This is a genomic window from Nonomuraea sp. NPDC049649 (assembly GCF_040675175.1).
In the GTDB taxonomy this organism is placed as follows: domain Bacteria; phylum Actinomycetota; class Actinomycetes; order Streptosporangiales; family Streptosporangiaceae; genus Nonomuraea.
In genome coordinates this window covers 38,254-56,280 of record NZ_JBFAOH010000043.1, presented here as the reverse complement: position 1 = coordinate 56,280, position 18,027 = coordinate 38,254, and the positions used below count along the sequence as shown (strand labels likewise).

Annotated in this window: 14 protein-coding genes; 8 read left to right on the top strand and 6 right to left on the bottom strand. The window is 70.1% G+C overall.

Annotated features, from left to right (window positions below; translation table 11 throughout):
• Positions 1–816: 816 nt before the first annotated feature.
• Positions 817–1,419 carry a class I SAM-dependent methyltransferase gene (locus AB0J42_RS32550; RefSeq protein ID WP_364301300.1) on the bottom strand — a complete coding sequence of 201 codons (603 nt, stop codon included), beginning with the start codon at positions 1,417–1,419 and terminating at the stop codon, positions 817–819.
• The gene (locus AB0J42_RS32545) at positions 1,416–2,390 is read right to left on the bottom strand and encodes an NAD(P)/FAD-dependent oxidoreductase (protein WP_364301298.1); all 975 of its coding nucleotides are present in this window, start codon (positions 2,388–2,390) and stop codon (positions 1,416–1,418) included. The genes AB0J42_RS32550 and AB0J42_RS32545 overlap by 4 nt, the downstream gene beginning before the upstream one ends.
• A gap of 222 nt (positions 2,391–2,612) precedes the next feature.
• On the opposite strand from AB0J42_RS32545, the gene AB0J42_RS32540 reads away from it, so the two are divergent.
• Positions 2,613–2,978 carry a hypothetical protein gene (locus AB0J42_RS32540; protein WP_364301296.1) on the top strand — a complete coding sequence of 122 codons (366 nt, stop codon included), beginning with the start codon at positions 2,613–2,615 and terminating at the stop codon, positions 2,976–2,978.
• On the opposite strand, the gene AB0J42_RS32535 is transcribed toward AB0J42_RS32540, so the two are convergent.
• The gene (locus tag AB0J42_RS32535) at positions 2,962–3,459 is read right to left on the bottom strand and encodes an SET domain-containing protein-lysine N-methyltransferase (RefSeq protein WP_364301294.1); all 498 of its coding nucleotides are present in this window, start codon (positions 3,457–3,459) and stop codon (positions 2,962–2,964) included. The genes AB0J42_RS32540 and AB0J42_RS32535 overlap by 17 nt on opposite strands.
• A gap of 100 nt (positions 3,460–3,559) precedes the next feature.
• Here AB0J42_RS32535 and AB0J42_RS32530 point away from each other — a divergent pair, with 100 nt between their 5' ends.
• The 6 genes from AB0J42_RS32530 (at position 3,560) to AB0J42_RS32505 (ending at position 14,634) form a co-directional block, all read left to right on the top strand.
• The gene (locus tag AB0J42_RS32530; RefSeq protein WP_364301292.1) at positions 3,560–5,857 is read left to right on the top strand and encodes a TIM-barrel domain-containing protein; all 2,298 of its coding nucleotides are present in this window, start codon (positions 3,560–3,562) and stop codon (positions 5,855–5,857) included.
• Entirely contained in the window at positions 5,854–7,149 is a 1,296-nt protein-coding gene (locus AB0J42_RS32525) for an extracellular solute-binding protein (RefSeq protein WP_364301290.1), read from the top strand. Before AB0J42_RS32530 ends, AB0J42_RS32525 begins: the two co-directional genes overlap by 4 nt.
• Complete coding sequence (locus AB0J42_RS32520; RefSeq protein WP_364301288.1) at positions 7,150–8,013, top strand: sugar ABC transporter permease; 864 nt, start codon at positions 7,150–7,152, stop codon at positions 8,011–8,013.
• A complete protein-coding gene (locus AB0J42_RS32515) occupies positions 8,010–8,831 on the top strand; it encodes a carbohydrate ABC transporter permease (protein WP_364301286.1) in 822 nt (273 codons plus the stop codon). The genes AB0J42_RS32520 and AB0J42_RS32515 overlap by 4 nt, the downstream gene beginning before the upstream one ends.
• 25 nt (positions 8,832–8,856) lie before the next feature.
• Positions 8,857–11,739 carry a glycoside hydrolase family 3 C-terminal domain-containing protein gene (locus AB0J42_RS32510; RefSeq protein WP_364301284.1) on the top strand — a complete coding sequence of 961 codons (2,883 nt, stop codon included), beginning with the start codon at positions 8,857–8,859 and terminating at the stop codon, positions 11,737–11,739.
• Positions 11,740–11,961: 222 nt separating this feature from the next.
• Positions 11,962–14,634, top strand: a complete 2,673-nt coding sequence (locus AB0J42_RS32505; protein WP_364301282.1) for a cellulose binding domain-containing protein — start codon at positions 11,962–11,964, stop codon at positions 14,632–14,634.
• 77 nt (positions 14,635–14,711) lie between these two features.
• Here the strand turns inward: AB0J42_RS32505 and AB0J42_RS32500 are convergent, their stop codons facing one another.
• Positions 14,712–15,635, bottom strand: coding sequence for a HAMP domain-containing sensor histidine kinase (locus tag AB0J42_RS32500; RefSeq protein ID WP_364301280.1), 924 nt, complete (start codon positions 15,633–15,635; stop codon positions 14,712–14,714).
• A 32-nt stretch (positions 15,636–15,667) separates the two neighbouring features.
• On the opposite strand from AB0J42_RS32500, the gene AB0J42_RS32495 reads away from it, so the two are divergent.
• Positions 15,668–16,153 carry an MMPL family transporter gene (locus AB0J42_RS32495; protein ID WP_364301304.1) on the top strand — a complete coding sequence of 162 codons (486 nt, stop codon included), beginning with the start codon at positions 15,668–15,670 and terminating at the stop codon, positions 16,151–16,153.
• On the opposite strand, the gene AB0J42_RS32490 is transcribed toward AB0J42_RS32495, so the two are convergent.
• Together AB0J42_RS32490 and AB0J42_RS32485 are read right to left on the bottom strand one after the other, a co-directional pair.
• On the bottom strand, positions 16,143–17,051 hold the full coding sequence (locus tag AB0J42_RS32490) for a carbohydrate ABC transporter permease (RefSeq protein ID WP_364301278.1): 909 nt from the start codon (positions 17,049–17,051) through the stop codon (positions 16,143–16,145). The two genes, AB0J42_RS32495 and AB0J42_RS32490, sit on opposite strands and share 11 nt — an antisense overlap.
• Positions 17,048–18,007, bottom strand: coding sequence for an ABC transporter permease subunit (locus AB0J42_RS32485; protein WP_364301276.1), 960 nt, complete (start codon positions 18,005–18,007; stop codon positions 17,048–17,050). The genes AB0J42_RS32490 and AB0J42_RS32485 overlap by 4 nt, the downstream gene beginning before the upstream one ends.
• Positions 18,008–18,027: the final 20 nt, after the last annotated feature.

Here is an 18,027-nt window from a genome sequence, read left to right as displayed (position 1 = left end):
GCTCTCGCTCTGGGCGCGCTGCGACGGTTACAGAAGCTGCCCGCACTGGTGCGGTCATTCTTCGCCGATCCGCATCTGGCCTACATCGGTGAGAGCCTCCGGTAGTCCAGAAACCCACGAACTGATTGAATCACAACAATCTACGGCTGCCGTATATGAGCTCGGCAGACACGAGTTGTGGGCGTACCTGGGCTCTATCCCCGCATTCGAGCAATCACAAATCCACCGAGCAAATCGCCACCTCGATGTTCCGCACCGCATCCAGCAAATCCAGCTTGGCCAGCCGTTCCTCAAGCCCCTTCACCCGGGCACTGAGAAGCCGGCGCTCAGCCTCCCCGAGCCTGTCACCAGCCTCCAGATAATCCCCGACGATTCCCTTCAGCTCCAGAACATTCGCAGTTCCAGAAAGCCCCAGCCGAGGAAATCGCCGCCACCACTACCACAAAGCGTGCCGAGCGGCTTCCCGAGGAGCCCCATACCAGTACCACCGAAACTGATGGTTCGGATTGACATCCCCCGCCCGCGGAGTTCTCCGCCCTTGCCTCTTGGCCTCGCGGCGTTCCCTCGCATAGGCCAGAAGCTCGGCACGGAGAACAGCGCGGCTGTCTTCGATGAGGTCCAGAGCGGCGAGCAGTGCGGCCTCGTCACGCTGAAATCGCCCGACTTTCGATTCGAGGTAGCTCAGCGTCGCGTTGAAGCCGAGAGGCCGGTACAACTGCACACACGAGCGGAGCGCCGAAACCCGCCATCGATACCGGAAGACCGGGGTCGCGCACCTTACGGGCATAGACGCCGAAGCTCACCGGGGTAGTCTGCTCAGCCGGCCAGGCGGGCCTGGAGGACGGTGTCGTGCAGGGTGATCTCGCGACCGCCGTGTGACATCGTGCGGGATCTGTCCTCGGCCACGACGATGTCCCATTGGGCGGGGTCGAGGACGGCCGCGAGGTCTCCGATCTCGACGTGGGCCTCCGGGGTGCCCGAAGTGTGGTGGTCGGACGGGTGGTGGCCGACGAGGAGGAGGGTGCCGCCGGGGGCGACCGCCGCCGCCAGCCGCCGGAACAGGTCGCCGGGGGATGTCGCCGGGTGGACGTAGTGGGAGCAGACCAGGTCGAACTGCCCCTCGGCCGGTGTCCACTCGGTCAGGTCGGCCTGGATCCAGTCGATGCCGTCCGTGAGGCCGGACGTCTCGGCGCGGCGGCGGGCCCGGTGCAGGGCGGTGGCGGCGATGTCCACCGCCGTCACCTGCCAGCCGCGGGTGGCGAGCCAGATGGTCTCGGCTCCTTCGCCGCAGCCCGCGTCCAGCGCTCTGCCGGGCGGGAGGTGCTGGGCCGCCGCCACCAGGTAGGGGTTGGGCGGGTGGGCCGCGCCCGGGGCCCGGCTGTCGTAGTGCTCGTCCCAGTACGCCTTCGTGAAGGTCATCGGGAGCCCGCCGACAGCAGTTCCCGGTAGGCGGCGACCGCCTGGCGGGTCTCCTCCTCGATGAGGTCCGCGTTGATCTGGGCGGCGGCGCCGGCTCCGGCCGCGGCGGCGGGGCCGACCTGGGCGGACAGGTCGGTGACGTTGCCCGCCACCCAGACTCCCGGCACGTCGGTGCGGCCTGTCGGGTCGGCGGGGATGTGTTCGCCGACGCCGGCGGGGTGCTCGACCGGTCGCAGTCCGAGCGTGGCCAGGAAGCCCGCCCGGGCCTCCATGCGTGTCGCCACCGCCACGGTGTCGCGGCTGACGAGGGTGCCGTCGCTCATCCGTACACCCACGAGACGGTCCTCGACGATCTCCAGCGACGCGACCTCGCCGTGGACCACCTTGATGCCGCGCGCGGCCAGTCGCTCGGCCTCCTCGCCGGTGGGGGCGGGCCTGGTGTGCGCGAAGTACGTGACGTCGGCGCTCCACTGGCGGAACAGCAGCGCCTGGTGCACCGACAGGGGGCCGCTGGCCAGCACGCCGATGGCCCCGTCGCGGACCTCCCAGCCATGACAGTACGGGCAGTGCACGACGTCTCGGCCCCACCGCTCCCGTAGGCCGGGCACATCAGGCAGCACGTCCACCAGGCCGGTCGTGACCAGCAGGCGCCGCGACCGGACGGTCCGGCCGTCGGCCAGCGTCACCCCGAACCCGGTCTCGTCGCGGACCGCGGTCTCGACCTCTCCGGTCACCACCTGGCCGCCGTACTGGCGTACTTCCGCCCGGCCGCGCTCCAGCAGCTCGCCCGGCGGCATGCCCTCGCGGGCCAGCAGCCCGTGCACGCCCTCGGCGGGGGCGTTGCGCGGCGCGCCCGCGTCGATCACCAGCACCGTCCGGCGGGCCCGCGCCAGCATCAGCGCCCCGTTGAGGCCCGCGGCGCCGCCGCCGACCACTATCACGTCATAGCTGTCGTTCAGCTGCTCGGTCATGTCGACCACCTCCGCGCACACTATGCGGAGTGACCCGCCCGGAACGCAAACCTCTTTGCTGCTTTGGCAAAATGCCAGGCTGTGGCGTTTCCGGGAAGTGCACTAAAGAGCAGCGGGTGATTACTCGTGCCAGTTGTGCAAGTATTGATCATAATGGCTGGAGAAAAAATCCGCCCCCCACCTGCATTGGATGACCTTATGCACCCCTCCCAGAAGCTGATCATGCCCACCTCGGTGCGGGTGGCTCGGATCATCATGTCCGTGCAGTTGGCTGGGGCCGTCTTTCTCTTCGCCATCCTGGTGATACCGCTGGTGCTCGGCGGAGTTTTCATCCCAGAGGCGCTCCTCATCGTCGGGGTAGGCGTGGCCATCGGGGTCGTGGTGTTCGGGATGCGGAGTCGCCGGCCTTGGGTGCGATGGATGGGCGTGGCGATTCAGGCCGTGGCGGCGACGATGTCCGTCGTGGTGCTGGTCACCGAGGGAGATTTCAGTGTTCTCCTTAGTTTCGTGCTTTCCGTGGCGGTCATCGTTCTCCTGCTGACCCCCACGGCCGCCGCCTGGTTCGACGCCGCTATGGAAGAGCGTTGATGCGGGCCAGCAGGGGCGGGGTCCAGTGGATGCCGTAGGCGGCCTGGAGCCGGGGCAGGCGCCAGTCGCGGCCGGTCACCATCCGGCGGCAGAGCGGCGCGCCGCAGTGGCAGGTCATCGTCCATGACTCGACCCCGGTGTGGGTGGCGTAGTCGATCGTGAGCTCCTCGCCCGGGCTGATGTCGCGGCGGGCGATCACGGTTGTGGCGTCCTGGTGCCAGAGGCTGGGGTCGCAGGAGTGGTTGCCGTACCGCACCGGGTGGCGGGGGTCGAGGAGCAGGTGGACGCCCTCCTCGACGGTGAGGCTGCTGTAGGGCGGGGTGAGGCGGGCCAGTTCGTCGTCGTCGATGAGCCGGCCGCCGAGGCGCATCACTATCTCACCGCGGCGGATGGGGGCGACGGCGAACAGGCCGGTGCCGTGGATGGGGGAGTGGCGGGGGCGGGCGCTGGGGGTGAGGTGGCTGTGGGGCTGGTTCGTCATGGGTGGACTCCTGTTCCGGCCGTTGGGAAGACGTTGACGTTTGTTGGTATGGACACCAAACTAAGTCACGAGTTCCGCGCTGTCTGGAAGAGGAGCGTCCATGCCCTACCGCCCCCCGCTCGTCGCGTATGAGTACCACGTCGCCGATCCGCCCGAGCTGCCGGTGCGCACCCGGGGTGAGGGCGGGCTGTCCGCGCTGACCGCCGCCGAGCTGGTCGCCGCCGACGGCGCGGGAGTGATGCTGAAGGCCGTCACCGCGGCGGAGGAGAGCCTGGTCGTGCAGGTCGGCGTGGCGGGCGAGGGCGTGATCCGGGTCCGGCTGAGCGAGGACGCCGACGCCCGGCCCCGTTCGGAGCGGGCCGTCGCGCTGGTGAGGCCGGGGTCGTACGCGGGGGCGCGGGCCGAGGTGACGCCCGGGGAGCCGATCGTGGTGGACGCGGGCTCGCTGCGGGCGGAGATCACGCTGGAGCCGTGGCATCTGCGCTTCACCGACGCCGCCGGCGACGCGCTGCTGGAGCAGGACCGGGGGCACACCGACATCAGTGGCCGGCTGCGTACGCTGCCGTTCGGGCGGTCCACCGCCGGGGGCGCGCACGTGGCCTTCCACGAGAGCTTCGAGGCCCCGCCCGACGAGGTGTTCGCCGGGTTCGGGGAGTCGTTCGCGCCGCTCGACAAGCGCGGCCAGCGCCCGCTGATGTGGAACTTCGACGCCTTCGGCGCCGAGTCGCAGCGCGCGTACAAGAACGTTCCGCTGTACGTGTCGAGCAAGGGGTACGGGGTGCTGGTCGACAGCGGCGCGCCCATCGAGTTCGACGTGTGCCAGTCGACCCACAGCGCGGTGCAGATCGTGGTGCCCGACGACGTCCTGGACTACTACGTGCTGGCCGGGCCGACGCCGCCCGAGGTGCTGGAGCGGTACAACGGGCTGACCTCGCGGCCGGCGCTGCCGCCGAAGTGGGCGTTCGGCACCTGGATCTCCTCCGGGTTCTGCGTGGACAGCCAGGAGCGGGTGCTGGCCAGGGCGCGGACGATCCGGGAGCGCGGCATTCCGTGCGACGTGCTGCACCTGGACACCTACTGGCAGACCGTCGGGCACTGGTCGGACCTGCGCTGGGACCCGGAGAACTTCCCCGAGCCGGAGGCGATGCTGGCAGAGTTGGACCGGATGGGGTTCAAGGTCTGTCTGTGGATGAACCCGTACATCTCCCACAGGAGCCCGGACTTCCAGGAAGCCGCCGAAGCGGGATATTTCCTGAAGAAGCCGGATGGGGACACGTACGTGGCCGACACCTGGCACGGCTCCTACCCCGCCTGCGGCATCCTCGACCTCACCCACCCCGGCGCCGTCCGCTGGTTCCAGGAGCGGCTGCGGGCGCTGCTGCGCCAGGGCGTGCAGGCGTTCAAGACCGACTTCGCCGAGGGCGTCCCGCACGACGCGGTGGCCTCGAACGGGATGACCGGCACCGACCTGCACAACGTCTACACGCTGCTGTTCAACGACGCGGTCGCCGAGGTCACCCGCGAGGTCCACGGTCACGACCTGGTCTGGGCCCGCTCGTCGTACCTGGGCGGGCAGCGGCACAGCGCACAGTGGAGCGGCGACTCGTACACGAGCTACGCGTCGATGGGCAGCACGATCCGCGGCGGGCTGGCGCACGGCCTGTCCGGGGTGCCGTTCTGGAGCCATGACGCGGGCGGCTTCACCGGGCGGCCCAGCGACGACCTGTTCGTACGGTGGACCCAGTTCGGCGCGCTCTCGCCGCTGCTGCGGCTGCACGGCACCACCACCCGGGAGCCGTGGGAGTTCCCGGAGGTGGAGGAGCACGCGGTGGCGGCGCTCCGGCTGCGCTACCGGCTGATGCCCTACATCTACTCGGCGGCGGTGGACGCCGCCCGGACGGGCGCGCCGATGATGCGCGCGCTCTGCGTCGACCACCCTGGCGACCCCGTCGCCTGGCAGGCCGACCTGCAGTACCTGCTCGGCCGCGACCTGCTGGTCGCGCCGATGATCTCGCCGGGCGGGGTGCGGGACGTCTACCTGCCGGAGGGCGAGTGGGTGGACTGGTGGACGGGCGAGGTGCACACCGGCTCCCGGTACGTGCGGGTGGCCAAGCCGCTGGAGGAGTTCCCGCTCTTCGTCCGGTACGGCGCGCTGATCCCGGTCGCCGACTCCGGCGGCACGGTGGAGACGCCTGACCGGATCACCCTGGTCGCCTTCGGGGGCGGCGACCGCCGCATGCGGATTCACGACACCGACGGGGAGACCGCCGTCACGGCCGTCCGGGACGGCGACACGCTGCGCGTGAGCGTGACCGGGCCGAAGCGGGTCGCCGCCGTCGAGTTCGCCCCGGTGCCGGGCGCGCCCGGCCGGGCCGTCATCACCCAGGAGGAGACATGATCGGAAAGTCTGGCGTGGCGGCGCTGGCAGCTCTCGTGCTGGCCCTCTCGGCCTGCGGTTCCGGTTCGGAGGAGGCGCCCGCCGACGGGCCGCGGGTGCTCAGGCTCTGGCACTACGAGGCGGCCGAGTCCGCGATGGGCAAGGCGTGGGCCGAGGCGATCAAGAAGTTCGAGGCCGCCCACCCGGACGTCAAGGTGGAGTTCGAGGAGAAGAGCTTCGAGCAGATCCAGAAGACCGCCAGCATGGTGCTCAACTCCGACCAGGCGCCCGACGTCATGGAGTACAACAAGGGCAACGCGACCGCCGGCCTGCTGTCGAAGCAGGGGCTGCTGGCCGACCTGACCGAGGAGGTCACCAAGCGCGGCTGGGACAAGCTGCTGCCCGGCGGCCTGCAGACCACCGCGCGGTACGACGAGCGCGGGGTCATGGGCTCCGGCAACTGGTACGGCATCCCGAACTACGGCGAGTTCGTGATGGTCTACTACAACAAGGACCTGTTCGAGAAGCACGGCGTCGAGGTGCCGGCGACGTTCGAGGAGTTCACCGCCGCGCTCGACACGTTCGTGCGGGCCGGGGTGACGCCGATCGGCACGGCCGGGGCCGAGTATCCGGCGCAGCAGATCCTCTACCAGCTCGCGCTCAGCAAGGCCGACCGGGCGTGGGTGGACGCCTTCCAGGCGTACCAGGGGAAGGTCGACTTCCACGGCCCCGAGTTCACCTACGCCGCGCAGACGTTCGCCGACTGGGTGGCCAAGGGGTACGTCGACGAGAAGTCCGCCGGGGTCAAGGCCGAGGACATGGGCGTGGCGTTCATGAACGGCAAGCACCCGATGATGATCAGCGGGAGCTGGTGGTACGGCCGGTTCGCCTCGGAGATCAAGGACTTCGAGTGGGGCCACTTCCTGTTCCCCGGCGCCACGATGGCGCCCGGCTCCAGCGGCAACATCTGGGTGGTGCCGGAGAAGTCGGCGAACAAGGACCTGGCCGCCGAGTTCATCGACATCACGATGAGCAAGGAGATCCAGAACCTGCTGGGCAACTCCGGCGGCGTGCCGGTGGCGGCCGACCCGGAGGCGATCACGGACGCCAAGAGCAAGGAGCTGATCGAGTCCTTCAACACGCTGACCGGCCGCGACGGGCTGGCGTTCTACCCCGACTGGCCGGCGCCCGGCTACTACGACGTGCTGGTCGCCGCGACGCAGAACCTCATCAACGGCAGCAAGCAGCCCGCCGGGATGCTCGACGAGATCGCGCAGCCGTACGAGGACAACCTCGCCGACCTCGGTAACTAGATGCGCGTCCGCAAGAAAGGCTACTGGCTCTACCTGGTGCCGAGCCTGGTGCTGTTCCTGGTCGTCATCGTGGTGCCGTTCCTGATGAACCTGGGCGTGAGCTTCACCCGCTGGTCGGGGGTGGGCACGCCCAGGTGGGCCGGGCTGGAGAACTACGCCCGGCTGCTGGAGGACGAGCGGTTCTGGCTGTCGTTCCAGAACAACGTGGCGCTGATCTTCGCGATGGCGGTCGTGCCCACGGTGCTCGGCCTGCTGCTGGCGGCGGCGCTCTTCGACTTCATCGGCAAGCGGTTCGGCCCGCGCACCGCCTCGGCGCTGCGCGCCATGTACTACCTGCCGCAGGTGCTGCCCGTGGCGGTGGCCGGGGTGGTGTGGGGCTGGATGCTGCATCCGTCGTACGGGGCGATCAACCAGGCGTTCGGCCTCGACCTCGACTGGCTGGGCGACCCCGATCTCGCGCTGGCGACGGTGATGGCGGTGATGGTCTGGTTCCAGCTCGGCTACCCGGTGGTGATCTTCATGGCGGGGCTGCAGCGGGTGGACCCGGCCTACTACGAGGCGGCCGACCTGGACGGGGCGTCGTGGTGGCGCAAGGTGTGGCACATCACGATCCCGCAGATCCGGCCGGAGATCTTCGTGGTGCTGCTCACCTGCACGATCGCCGCGCTGAAGGTGTTCGGGCCGATCTTCGTGCTGACGCGCGGCGGGCCGGGCAACGCCACGCTGGTGCCGTCGTACTTCTCGTATCTGAACTTCTTCCAGAAGAGCGACGTCGGGTACGGGTCGGCGATCGCGACCGTGCTGGCCCTGATCATCGTCGTGGTGACGTTCCTGTTCCTGCGGATCCAGGAGCGTGAGTCATGAGGGGGCCTGGACGCTGGGCGGTGCTGGTGTCGCTGACGGTGGCGGCGCTGGTGATGATCTTCCCGTTCGTGCTCGTGGCGCTGAACGCGGTCAAGACGCCCGAGGAGTACGCCTCGGAGGGGCCGCTCGGCCTGCCCGGCGGGCTCCACCTGCAAGGCATCGTCGACTTCTGGGTCCGGGTGGACTTCGGGCAGAAGCTCTGGAACAGCCTGCTCATCAGCGGCTCGGTGGCGGTGCTCGCGGTGGTGCTGTCGGTGCTCAACGCCTACGCGCTGGGCATCGGGCGGGTGCGCGGGCGGCTGTCGATCCTGGTGCTGTTCCTGGTGGCCAACACGCTGCCGCAGGAGGCGCTGGTCTACCCGCTGTACTACCTGGCCAAGGAGGCCGGGCTGTACGACTCCCGGCTGTCGATGATCATCATCTTCACGGTGATCCAGGCGGCGTTCGGCACGTACCTGCTCAGCGCGGTGCTCGGCCAGTTCCCCAAGGAGATCCTGGAGGCGGCCGAGATCGACGGCGCGGGGCGGTTCCGGGCGCTGGTCCGGGTGGTGGTGCCGATCAGCCGGCCCACGCTCAGCGTCCTGCTGATCTTCTTCTTCATCTGGACCTGGAACGAGTTCTTCCTGCCGCTGATCTTCCTCATCTCCAACGACAACCAGACCGTGCCGGTCGCCCTGGGCGTGCTGCAGGGCGAGCGGTACATGGACGCCACCATGTCCAGCGCCTCCGCCCTGCTCGGCATCGTCCCGGCGGTCGCGTTCTTCCTGATCTTCCAGCGCACGCTCACCCGCGGGGTCACGGTCGGCGCCGTGAAGTGAGCCACCCCCCTCCCGAGGAGAACCCATGAAGAGATGGTTAGGCATCCCGCTAGCGCTCACGCTGGTCGCGGGGGTGTTCACCGCGCCCGCCGCGGCGGCGCAGGACCTCCCGTTCCGCGACCCGTCGCTGCCGGTGGAGCAGCGGGTCGCCGACCTGCTGGGCCGGCTCACCTTGCCGGAGAAGCTGGGCCTGCTGCACCAGTCGCAGGAGGCGATCCCGCGGCTGGGCATCCCGTACCACAAGAACGGCACCGAGGCGCTGCACGGCGTCGCCTGGTCCAACGACCTGAACGACGGCTGGAACCAGAAGCTGGCGAGCGGGACCGTGTTCCCGCAGGCCGTCGGCCTGGCCAGCACGTGGGACCCGGAGCTGGTGAAGAAGGTCGGCTCGGCCGTCGGCGACGAGGTGCGCGGCTACCACGCGACCGACCCGACGCTCTGGGGGCTGCAGGTCTGGGCGCCGGTGGTCGACCCGCTGCGCGACCCGCGGGCGGGCCGCAACGAGGAGGGCTACTCCGAGGACCCGCTGCTGACCGGCGCCATGGCCACCGCCTACGGCAAGGGACTCCAGGGCGACGACCCGTTCTACCTGAAGACCGCGCCCGTGCTGAAGCACTACCTGGCCTACAACAACGAGGTGGACCGGAGCCTCACCTCCTCCAACCTGACGCCCCGGCTCAAGCACGAGTACTACGAGCAGCCGTTCCGGGCGGCGATCTCGGCCGACGCCGCCACCGGGGTCATGGCCTCGTACAACCTGGTGAACGGGCGGCCCAACCACGTCAACGCCGACCTGGAAGAGGTCGTCAGGTCGTGGACGGACAAGACGCTCTACAACGTCAGCGACGCCTGGGGGCCGCACGCGCTCACCGACCTGGAGCGGTACTTCGACGACAAGGCCGAGGCGTTCGCCGCGGTGCTCAAGTCCGGACAGGACAGCTTCACCGTCGACGGCAGCGACGCCGGCCCGATGCGGCAGCACCTCACCGCCGCCCTGGACCGCGGCCTGATCACCGAGGCCGACGTGGACCGGAGCGTGAGCCGGGCGCTGACCATCCGGTTCCGCCTGGGCCACTTCGACCCGGACGGGGGACCGTACAGGAACATCGGCCCGGACGTGATCGACAGCGCCGCGCACCGCGCGCTCAACCGCGAGACCGCCGCCAAGGCGGCGGTGCTGCTGAAGAACTCCGGCACGCTCCCACTGAAGTCGCCGAAGTCGGCCGCCGTGGTCGGCCCGCTGGCCGACAGGCTCTACAGCGACTGGTACGCGGGCAGGATGCCGTACCAGGTCACCCCGCTGGACGGGATCAAGGAGCGGGTCGCCGACGTGACCACCAGTGAGGGCCTGGAGCGGATCGCGCTCAAGCACGTCGAGTCCGGCAAGTACGTGACGGCCACCGGCACCGGCCCCGACGATAACGCCGCCCTCACCGACACCGTCCCCACGCCCGCCTCGCTGTGGGACGTGACCGACTGGGTGAGCGGCGTCTCGACGCTGCGCAACGCGGGCAACGGCAAGCTGCTCGGCGGCGACTGGCGCTCGCTGGACACCGACGACGACGATCCCAACGGCTGGTACGTGTCGCAGCAGTTCGCGCTGGAGAAGCAGGGCGACGGCGGCTACCTGATCCGGTACGCGGGCTTCGAGACGGTCGAGGACTGGTTCGCCCTGCCCGACCCGTACGTGAGCGTCACCGCGGACGGCGCGCTGGCGCTGGCCCCGAAGGCGGAGGCGGCGCGGTTCGCCAAGGAGGTCGTCTCCGACGGCATCGCCGCGGCGGCCGAGCAGGCGCGCGAGGCAGAGGTGGCGGTCGTCGTGGTGGGCAGCCACCCGTGGGTGCACGGGCGGGAGTTCCACGACCGCGACGACCTGCGGCTTGGCGACGGGCAGCGGCGGCTGATCGAGGCCGTGCGGAAGGCCAACCCGAAGACCGTGGTGGTGCTGGAGACCAGCTATCCCGTCATCGTGGACGCCCCGGCGCTGCTGTGGACCACGCACGCGGGCGCGGAGACCGGGCACGCGGTCGCCGACGTGCTGTTCGGCGACGTCAACCCGGCCGGGCGGCTCACCCAGACCTGGTACGCGAGCGACAAGCTGCCGAGCATCCTGGACTACGACCTGGCCAAGACCGGGATGACGTACCTGTACCAGAAGGACCGGCCGCTGTTCGCCTTCGGTCACGGGCTCAGCTACACCACCTTCGGCTACCAGGGGCTGAAGGTCCGGGGCGAGCAGGTCAGCGTCAAGGTGACCAACACCGGCCGGGTCGCGGGCGAGGAGGTCGTCCAGCTCTACACCCACCAGCGGCGGTCCCGCTTCGACCAGCCGGTCAAGCGGCTGCGCGGCTTCCAGCGGATCGCGCTGGCGCCGGGCGAGTCGGAGACCGTGACGTTCCGGCTGCCCAAGTCTGACCTGGCGGTCTGGGACCAGACGCGCGACAAGTGGGTGGTCGAGGACGCCACCCACGACGTGCTCGTCGGCTCCGCCTCCGACCGGATCCGGCAGCGCACGACGCTGAAGGTGAAGGGGGAGAAGGTGCCGCCGCGCGACCTCACCGAGCCGACCAGGGCGATGAACTTCGACGACTACGCGGGCGTCGCCTTCGCCGACGAGGACAAGGTGCGCGGCGACGTGGTGGCGGGGTCGGACGGCGGCTGGATCTTGTTCGCCGACGCGGTCTACGGCGGCCGGTTCAGCGCCGGGGTCGCCTCGGCCGAGGGCGGCGGGATCGAGCTCCGGCGCGGCTCGCCGAAGGGCGCTCTGCTGGCCTCCGTGCGGGTGCCGGCCACGGGCGGGGTGTACGAGTACACGACGGTCACGGCCGACATCCGGGGCGGCAAGGGTGACCTGTACGTGGTGTTCCGGGGCGAGGTCCGGCTCCGGGACCTGACCCTGGCCCGCTGAGAACCGTCGGCCCGGCGCGGAGAGCATGGCTCCGCGCCGGGCCGACTTATTTCGTTGTGCGTCCAAACTATTGACGGGCCGGTGAGGCGTATGTGAGCCTTTTGATTGCTCATGCGCGAGGGCGCGGCGATGGTCAGGGTCCTGCAACCTGGTCGTGCATGGCGGTCATCTGTTTGTCCTCGGGTGCGCCGAAGCGGCGTGCCAGGAAAGGGAGAGCCGCTCATGCGAAAGGCATTACTCAGCCTGCTCGCGATCACCGCCGTCCTGCTGGCCACAGCAGTGGTGCGGATGACCCCGGTCTCCGCCGTCGCGGCGGACCCGTACACCTTCAAGAACGTGCGGATCGACGGCGGCGGGTTCGTGCCCGGCATCGTCTTCAACCCCGGCGAACGCAACCTGATCTACGCCCGCACCGACATCGGCGGCGCCTACCGCTGGAACCAGTCGTCGAAAACCTGGACACCGCTGCTCGACTGGGTGGGCTGGGACAAGTGGGGCTGGAACGGCGTCATCAGCCTCGCCACCGACCCCGTCCAGACCAACCGGCTGTACGCCGCCGTCGGCATGTACACCAACGACTGGGACCCCAACAACGGGGCCATCCTCCGCTCCACCGACAAGGGCGACACCTGGCAGGCCGCAGAGCTGCCGTTCAAGCTCGGCGGCAACATGCCCGGCCGCGGCATGGGCGAGGCGCTGGCCGTCGATCCCAACCGCAACAGCGTCCTGTACTTCGGCGCGCCCAACGGCAACGGCCTGTGGCGCAGCACCGACCACGGCGCCACCTGGTCGAAGGTGACCAGCTTCCCCAACGCCGGCGACCACGCCGACGACCCGGGCGACCCCAACGGCTACCAGAGCCACCGCCCCGGCGTCGTCTGGGTGACCTTCGACCCGCGCTCGTCCAGCGGCGGCGCCGCCACCAGCACCATCTACGTGGGCGTCGCCGACAAGCAGAACACCGTCTACCGCACCACCGACGCCGGGGCCACCTGGCAGCGGGTCGCGGGCCAGCCCACCGGCTACATCGCGCACAAGGGCGTGCTCGACGCCGAGAACGGCCACCTGTTCATCGCCACCAGCGACACCAGCGGCCCGTACGACGGCGCCAAGGGCGACGTGTGGCGGCTCGACACCGCCACCGGCGACTGGACCCAGGTCAGCCCCGTCCCGTCGTCCAGCGAGGACGGCTACTTCGGCTACAGCGGCCTCACCCTCGACCGGCAGAACCCCGGCACGCTGATGGTCGCCACCCAGATCTCCTGGTGGCCCGACGTCATCTTCTTCCGGTCGACCGACTCCGGCGACACCTGGACCCGGGTCTGGGACTGGACCTCCTACCCCGACCGCAGCTTCCGCTACGAGATGGACATCTCCGAGGTGCCCTGGCTGACCTTCGGCACCGACCCGCAGCCGCCCGAGGTCACGCCCAAGCTCGGCTGGATGACCGAGTCGCTGGAGATCGACCCGTTCGACTCCGACCGGATGATGTACGGGACCGGCGCCACCATCTACGGCACCGAGAACCTCACCCAGTGGGACTCCGGCGGTCAGTTCACCATCAAGCCGATGGTCAGGGGCCTGGAGGAGACCGCGGTGCTCGACCTGATCAGCCCGCCCAGCGGCGCCCCGCTGATCAGCGGCCTGGGCGACATCGCCGGGTTCCGGCACACGGACCTGGACGCGGTCCCGGCCATGATGTTCACCTCGCCGAACTTCACCTCCACCACCAGCCTCGACTACGCCGAGCAGAACCCGTCGGTCATGGTCCGGGCCGGCAACTTCACCGACGCCGACCGGCCGAACGACAGCCACGTGGCCTTCTCCACCGACGGCGGCGCCAACTGGTTCCAGGGCACCGAGCCCGGCGGCATCAACGAGGGCGGCACGGTCGCGGCGGCGGCCGACGGCTCCCGCTTCGTCTGGGCGCCGCGCGGCGTCACCCCGCACTACTCGGTCGGCTTCGGCAACTCCTGGACCCAGGTGCAGGGCCTGCCCACGGACGCGATCGTCGAGTCCGACCGGGAGAACTCCTCGAAGTTCTACGGGTTCGCCGGCGGCCGCTTCCACGTCAGCACGGACGGCGGCGCGTCGTTCACCGCCACCGCCGCCTCCGGGCTGCCCCAGACCGGCAAGTTCAAGGCCGTGCCGGGCATCGAGGGCGACATCTGGCTGGCGGGCGAGGGCGGGCTGTGGCACTCGACCGACAGCGGCGCCTCCTTCACCAAGGTCTCCGGCATCACCGGCTCGGTGAACGTCGGCTTCGGCAAGGCCGCGCCCGGCGCCGACTACATGGCCATCTACGCGGTCGCCACCATCGACGGCGTCACCGGCCTCTACCGCTCCGACAACGCGGGCGGGAGCTGGGTCCGGATCAACGACGACGAGCACCAGTGGGGCAACATGGGCGAGGCGCTCACCGGCGACCCGCGCGTGTACGGCCGCGTCTACCTGGGCACCAACGGCCGCGGCATCATCTACGGCGACCGCACCGGCCCGGCGCCCACCGTCACCCCCACGGTGACCCCAACCGTCACTCCGACCGTGACGCCCACCGTCACCCCGACCGTGACGCCCACCGTCACCCCCGGCACCGGCTGCACGGCCACCTACCAGGCGGGCAACGAGTGGCCCGGCGGCTTCCAGGCCGAGGTCACGGTACGCAACACCGGCAGCTCGGCCATCACCGGCTGGCGGGTCACCTGGACCTGGCCCGGCGACCAGCGCATCACCCAGCTCTGGAGCGGCTCGCACACCCAGTCGGGCGCGAACGTGAGCGTCACCAACGCCGCCTACAACGGCGACCTGGCCCCGGACGCCACCACGTCGTTCGGCTTCAACGGCAGCCAGAGCGCCGGCGGCGCCGCACCTACTCTCACCTGCACGCCCGTCTAGTGCTCTGAGACGGGCAGCTGTACCCACCTGCACGCCCGGGTCCTGAGACGGACAGCCGCACTCACCTGCACGCTCGTCTAGCGCTCTGAGACGGGCAGCCGCACCAGGAAGGAGGTTCCCCCGCCGGGGACGGCGCGCGCCGAGACGTCGCCGCCGTGCGCCGTCACCACGGCCTCGACGATGGACAAGCCCAGGCCCGCGCCGCCGTTCCGGGTGTCGCGCCCGTGGCCGTGGTCCACCCGGTAGAAGCGCTGGAACACCCGCGCGAGGTGGTCCGGCGCCATCCCCGGCCCCGCGTCGGCGACCTCGATCAGCGCACGACCGCCGTCGAGGCCGACCCGCACCGTGGCCGGGGTGCCCGTCGGGGTGTGGTCGAGCACGTTGGCCAGGAGGTTGCCCACCACCTGCCGGAGCCGGGCGGCATCGCCGGTCACCCGGACCGGGCCGTCGTAGTCGAGCGACAGCGGCCGGTCCGGGTCGATCGCCAGCGTGTCCGCCACGGCGTCGGCGGCCAGTTCGGTCAGCTCGACGGGGGCGCGGTCCAGTGGGCGGCCCTGGTCGAGGCGGGCGAGCAGCAGCAGCTCGTCCACGAGCGAGCCCATCCTGGCCGCCTCCGCCTCGATCCGGCGCATCGCCTTCTCCAGGTCGTCCTGCCGGGTCGCGGCGCCGCGCCGGAACAGCTCGGCGTAGCCGCGGATGGTGGCGACCGGGGTGCGCAGCTCGTGGGAGGCGTCCGCGACGAACCGGCGCAGCCGGTCCTCCGACTCCTCCCGCTCGCGGAAGGCCCGTTCGATCTGGCCCAGCATCGCGTTGAGCGCGTCGCCGAGCCGCCCGACCTCCGTGCCCGGCGGCCCGGCCTCGACCCGCCGCCCCAGGTCGCCGCCGCCGATCGCCGCCGCCGTGCCGACGATGCGGTCCAGCGGGCGCAGGCCACGCCGGATCAGCAGGGCGGCCAGCAGAGTCAGCGCCGCCAGCCCGAACCCGGACGTGCCGATCAGCACGAACGCGACCCGCTCCGCCAGCTCGTCGGTCGCTGCTGCTGCCGCTCAAGGCGATCGCGCTCAACCTGCTGTCTCTCGGCGCCGTGCTCGGCGCGATGGTGCTGCTGTGGCAGTGGGGCTGGGGTACGAGGGAGATCCTGGGCATCCAGCCGACCGGTTCCATCGGCGAGTTCGTGCCGCTCACGATCTTCGCCTTCCTGTACGGGCTCAGCATGGACTACGAGGTGTTCATCCTGGCCCGCATGCGCGAGGAGTACGACAGGACCGGCGACACCCGGCACGCCGTCGTGGCGGGCGTGGGCCGGACCGGGCGGCTGGTCACCTCGGCGGCGCTGGTCCTGTTCGTCTCGTTCGCGGCGCTGGCCATGACGCCGGAGCTCGACGTCAAGGTGTTCGCCAGCGGGCTGGCCCTGGGCATCCTGCTCGACGCCACGCTCATCCGCGGCGTGCTGGTCCCGGCGGTGGTGGCGATGATGGGCCGCTGGAACTGGTGGCTGCCGTCGCGGATCAGCCCTTGACGGCCCCGATCAGCACGCCCTTGGTGAAGTGGCGCTGCACGAACGGGTAGATGACCAGCGCGGGGACCACGGCCACCACCACGATCGCCATCTTGATGGCCAGCGTCGGCGGGGTGTCGCCCGCGCCGGTCACGCCCACGGTCGCCGTGGGCAGCGGGTTCGAGTCGACCACGTACTGCCGCAAGACCAGCGCGAGCGGCCACTTGCGGGTGTCCTCCAGGTAGAGCATGGCGTTGAACCAGGCGTTCCAGTAGCCGACCGCGTAGAACAGGCCGACGACGGCGGTGACCGCCTTCGACATGGGCAGCACGATCCGCCAGAGGATGCGGAACTCGCCCGCGCCGTCGATCCGGGCGCTGTCCATGATCTCGCCGGGGATGTTCATGAAGAACGCCCGGAGCACCACCACGTTGAAGGCCGACACGGCCGTCGGCAGGATCAGCGACCAGTAGCTGTCCTTCAGCCCGAGCCCGCTCACCATCAGGTAGACGGGGATGATGCCCGGGAAGAAGACGAACATCAGCAGCACCGCGAAGAGCAGCGGCCGGTGCAGGAACGAGCCGGGCCGGGCCAGCGAGTAGGCGCCGAGGATGCTGACGCCCAGGCTGAGGGCGGTGCCGACGAGGGTGACGCCGGTGGCGACGAGCACGGCCCGCCGCACCACCGTGTCCGAAAAAATCTGGATATAGGCGTCGAAGGTGATGCCGTCCGGGACCAGCACCAGCCCGCCCACCCGGTTCACCGTCGCCTTGGAGCTCAGGCTCGTCAGCACGATCGTGTAGAGCGGGAAGAGCACGGCCAGCACGATGCCCGCCAGCACCACGCCCTTGCCGGCCTGCCCGACCGGCGAGGGCGGCTCCTCCCACGCCGCCAGCCCCGACGGCTTCTTCTTCCTCATGATCTCGAATACACTCCTCGCTCGCCGAACGCGTGCGCCACCCGGTTGGCCGCGATGATCAGCAGCAGCCCGACCAGGCCCTTGAACAGCCCGGCGGCGGCGCCGTAACCCAGATCCCCGGTGTTGAGCCCCGAGTAGTAGACGAAGGTGTCGAACACCTCCGACACCTCGCTGCCGACCGCGCTGCGCTGCAGCATGAACTGTTCGAAGCCGACGTTCAGCGCGTCGCCCAGGCGCAGGATCAGCAGCAGCACGATCACCGGCCGCAGCCCCGGGAGCGTGATGTGCCACATCCGGCGCCACCGCTTGGCGCCGTCGACCGCCGCCGCCTCGTACAGACTGGGGTTGATCGTGCTCAGCGCGGCCAGGAAGATGATCGCCCCCCAGCCGGCGTCCTTCCAGATCGTCTGCGTGGTGAGCAGCAGGATGAACGTGTCGGAGTTCGTCATCCAGTCGACGCCCTCGTGACCGCGCTCGCGCAGCAGCTGGGCCAGCAGCCCCGCGCCGCCGAACATCTGCTGGAAGATCGCCACCACCAGCACCCACGAGAAGAAGTAGGGCATGTAGACGACGCCCTGCACGAACGCCCGCAGCCTGGCCGAGACCACGCTGTTGAGCAGCAGCGCCAGCATGATCGGCACCGGGAAGTAGAAGACCAGCTGGAAGGCGGTGATCGACAGCGTGTTGACGATCGCGCGCAGGAACTGCGGGTCCTGGAAGAGCAGCGCGAAGTTGGTGAAGCCGATGATCGGGCTGCCCAGGATGCCGCCGGAGTAGGGGCTGTAGTCCTGGAAGGCGATGACGTTGCCGAGCCCCGGGATCCACCAGAACGCCACCACCAGCACCAGCATCGGCAGGTTCATCAGCAGCAGCGGCCAGTCGCGGCGCAGCTTGGCCCGCCAGGTGACGGGCTTGCCCCGGGCCCCGGACGAGCCGCGCCGCACCGGCTTCGCCACGGTCGCCGTGGTGCCGGGAG

Bases quoted from the DNA above. Each gene is read 5' to 3' on its own strand.
- AB0J42_RS32535 (WP_364301294.1), bottom strand. From the start codon at position 3,459: ATGACGAACCAGCCCCACAGCCACCTCACCCCCAGCGCCCGCCCCCGC.
- AB0J42_RS32530 (WP_364301292.1), top strand. From the start codon at position 3,560: ATGCCCTACCGCCCCCCGCTCGTCGCGTATGAGTACCACGTCGCCGAT.
- AB0J42_RS32540 (WP_364301296.1), top strand. From the start codon at position 2,613: ATGCCCACCTCGGTGCGGGTGGCTCGGATCATCATGTCCGTGCAGTTG.
- AB0J42_RS32515 (WP_364301286.1), top strand. From the start codon at position 8,010: ATGAGGGGGCCTGGACGCTGGGCGGTGCTGGTGTCGCTGACGGTGGCG.
- AB0J42_RS32520 (WP_364301288.1), top strand. From the start codon at position 7,150: ATGCGCGTCCGCAAGAAAGGCTACTGGCTCTACCTGGTGCCGAGCCTG.
- AB0J42_RS32545 (WP_364301298.1), bottom strand. From the start codon at position 2,390: ATGACCGAGCAGCTGAACGACAGCTATGACGTGATAGTGGTCGGCGGC.
- AB0J42_RS32505 (WP_364301282.1), top strand. From the start codon at position 11,962: ATGCGAAAGGCATTACTCAGCCTGCTCGCGATCACCGCCGTCCTGCTG.
- AB0J42_RS32490 (WP_364301278.1), bottom strand. From the start codon at position 17,051: ATGAGGAAGAAGAAGCCGTCGGGGCTGGCGGCGTGGGAGGAGCCGCCC.
- AB0J42_RS32550 (WP_364301300.1), bottom strand. From the start codon at position 1,419: ATGACCTTCACGAAGGCGTACTGGGACGAGCACTACGACAGCCGGGCC.
- AB0J42_RS32510 (WP_364301284.1), top strand. From the start codon at position 8,857: ATGAAGAGATGGTTAGGCATCCCGCTAGCGCTCACGCTGGTCGCGGGG.
- AB0J42_RS32525 (WP_364301290.1), top strand. From the start codon at position 5,854: ATGATCGGAAAGTCTGGCGTGGCGGCGCTGGCAGCTCTCGTGCTGGCC.